The organism is Mycobacterium sp. (assembly GCF_049280035.1).
Taxonomy (GTDB): domain Bacteria; phylum Actinomycetota; class Actinomycetes; order Mycobacteriales; family Mycobacteriaceae; genus Mycobacterium.
In genome coordinates this window covers 1-2,948 of the sequence record NZ_JBAPPI010000702.1, presented here as the reverse complement: position 1 = coordinate 2,948, position 2,948 = coordinate 1, and the positions used below count along the sequence as shown (strand labels likewise).

At 60.6% G+C, this 2,948-nt stretch carries 3 protein-coding genes; all 3 read right to left on the bottom strand.

What is annotated here, in order from left to right; all coding sequences use genetic code 11:
- A partial coding sequence (locus tag WAN71_RS22650; RefSeq protein ID WP_422227478.1) for an MCE family protein occupies positions 1-599 on the bottom strand: 599 nt, incomplete at its 3' end.
- Between the two features lie 5 nt (positions 600-604).
- The gene (locus WAN71_RS22645) at positions 605-1,411 is read right to left on the bottom strand and encodes an ABC transporter permease (protein ID WP_422227480.1); all 807 of its coding nucleotides are present in this window, start codon (positions 1,409-1,411) and stop codon (positions 605-607) included.
- Between the two features lie 44 nt (positions 1,412-1,455).
- Entirely contained in the window at positions 1,456-2,142 is a 687-nt protein-coding gene (locus WAN71_RS22640) for an MlaE family ABC transporter permease (protein ID WP_422227479.1), read from the bottom strand.
- Positions 2,143-2,948 lie beyond the last annotated feature (806 nt).

The window sequence follows — 2,948 nt, the reverse complement described above, 5'->3', positions numbered from 1 at the left end:
CGGATGGTCTCGCTGCGGGGATTGATCGCCATCAGGACTTGGTTGAGGTCGGTGGTCGCCTCGCCGATGGCTTCACCCTTGCCGCGAAACCCGTCGGCCAGCGCGGTGAGGACAGCGTTGAGTTTGGCGACGTCGATCTTGTTCAGCACACCGACCAAGTTCTGGAACACCGTGTTTACTTCGGTGGTCACGTTGCGTGATTGCACCACCGCCCCCGCCGTCAGCCGCTTCGGGCTCGGGTCGGTGGGGGTGAGCAGGTCGACGTACTTGGCGCCGAATGCCGTGGTGGCGGTGATCTTGGCTGAGACATTGGCGGGAATGTATCTAAGCTGCTCTGGGTACAGTTCCAGCTGAAGTCTCACCGGCTCGCCGGGCTGGATCGAAGCAACGCGGCCGACCTGGACGCCGCGCAACTTCACCTTGGCGCCGGGTTCCATGACCAGGCCCGACCGGTCCGAGGTGAGGGTCACCCTGGCATAAGGCCTCAAGTCCCTGTTGAACGCGGCAATTGTCAGCACGATGAGAGCGGTGATGAAGCCGAAGAGGATGAAGGTCCAGAGTGCCGGATGCAGGCGAGTGTCGCGCGGTTTTCTTTTCATGGTCGCTACCCGGACAGGTTGAAGTTGCCGGATACCCCGTAGGCGGCCAGTGCCACCGCCAACGTCACCGCGACCGCCACGACCAGTGACGCGCGCACCGCACGACCGACCGCCTCACCGACGCCGGCCGGCCCGCCGGAGGCGTTGAAACCGTAGTAGGTGTGCATCAGCATGATCGCTATTGCTGCGGCGATGACTTGTAACAACGACCAAATCAGGTCGGTTGGCTGCAGGTAGGTATGGAAGTAGTGGTCGTAGACCCCGGGAGCCTGCCCGTAGGCGAAAATGACAAGAGTCCGGGTGGCCAGATACCCGGCCAGCTCGGCCATGCACCACAGCGGAATCACCACGACCACACCGGCCACCACCCGAGTGGACACTAGGTAGGTGATCGTGCGGATGCCCATCACCTCGAGCGCGTCGATCTCCTCGTTGATCCGCATGGCGCCCAGCTGTGCGGTGGCACCGGCGCCGATGGTGGCGGCCAGGCCGATACAGGCGATCAGCGGCGAGCCGATACGCGTGTTGATGTAGGCGGAGGCGAAACCGCTCAACGCCTGCACCCCGACATCGGACAACGATCGGTATAGCTGGATACCGACGAGTGAACCGACGGACAACGTCAAGGTGGTGACGATCACCACGGTGCCACCGATGACGGCCAGCGCACCGACACCCAGACTCATATTGGCGATCAGGCGCAGCGTCTCCGTTTTGTAGCGGACGACAGCTTCCCAAACGAAGCCCAGGGCCCTGACGTAGAACGCGGTCTGGCTTCCGAGCCGGTTCCACTCGCTGGCAAAGCCGCGCATGGTGTTCGTCAGCCGCGGCAGCCGCTGTCCAGCGGGGGCGGCGCTCACATCGTCGCCTTCGCGGTGATTGCGGTCAGCACCGCATTTATCACAAATAACGCCATGAACGTGTACACCACGGTTTCGTTGACCGCATTGCCTACACCTTGTGGACCGCCGCCCACAGTAAGGCCTTTGTAACACGCGATGAGGCCGGCGATGAGGCCGAACAACATCGCCTTGGCGAAGGCTATGGCCGTCTCGGTGAGCCCGACGAGCAGCGTCATGCTCGCCGTGTAGGAACCGGGATTGACGTGTTGGAAGTCGATGGAGAAGAAATAGCTAGCGACCAAGCCGGTGATGGTGTTGACGGAGTTCAGCAGCAACCCGTTGAGCCCGAGCGCCAGCACCCTCGGCACCAGCAGGCGTTGGACCGGGTTGATTCCCATCACTCGCATGGCGTCGATTTCTTCGCGGATGGTGCGAGCGCCCAGGTCGGCGCACATCGCGGTAGCGCCGGTACCGGCGACTATCACCACGGTGGTTAGCGGGCCGATGTACGCGACACTTGCTAGCGCAGCGCCGGCGCCGGACAAATCCGCGGCACCGATCTCGACCAGCAGGACATTAAGGATGAATACGGCGAGCGCGTTGAACGGGATCGCCAAGAAGAAGGTCGGGAGGATCGACACCCGAGCCACAAACCAAGTCTGATGGATGAACTCACGCCAGGCGAAGGGCGGATGCACCATCTGCACCAGGATGTCCAGCGATAGCGCGAAGAAGCTGCCGAGCTCGCGCAACGGCCTGGTGTAGGTTTCCGGCCTAAGCTTGGTGCCCCCGCTCGGCAAACTGGTGGCCGGCGGAGCAGGTCGTGCGTCCGTCGCAACCACTAGCGCACCCGTTGGTATCTAGCCTCGGCCAACATTAGAGCGATGAATCCTCCCCGTAGCGGTTAATCACGAGCGCCGCCACCCAACCGTGTGGCCTACGGCACAGCGGGACGGTACCACGACTTTCATGGAGAGCAACATATACCTCTTTCATTCTCAACAATCCAGGTTCGGTAGACATCTGTTGAACTATCGCTGATTTGCTGTGAGGTTCCGACAAATTTAATCCGAATGTCGCAACCATTGATGAACTGACCGACCGTGTGTGTCTTTGCTCGGCACCGGGGTCCGGGCCCTCTCAGCCGTGTTCACCTAGGACTTCCTCCTCGAAGAGCTGGCCAGTCTGGACTCAAACCGTTCCGGGCGCAGCTGGATTGGAGCAGCTCGATCAAGCCGCGCGGGCCGATTGATTCATTCGCTGAGCTCGAACTATTTGAGCGCGCTTTTACCTCTAAAATTGCAACGAATCAAGGTGTTGCACTTTGCACCGTGATTTTCAGCTAGTCACATAGTTGGAGTGATACTCACACTAATAAAAGAATACATTCGGCACGTCCCGGAAGCGCTTACGGCTTACTTCGTCACGCATCGCGAATACATCGAGAAATAGCGCGTTGGAAAGTAAAGAGGTGGTGATACGCGCTCTGCATCGCAAACTCCGGGAC

What these genes read in the sequence shown, in the direction of transcription:
- WAN71_RS22645 (WP_422227480.1), bottom strand. Translation starts at nt 1,411, where the DNA reads ATGCGCGGCTTTGCCAGCGAGTGGAACCGGCTCGGAAGCCAGACCGCG.
- WAN71_RS22640 (WP_422227479.1), bottom strand. Translation starts at nt 2,142, where the DNA reads ATGGTGCATCCGCCCTTCGCCTGGCGTGAGTTCATCCATCAGACTTGG.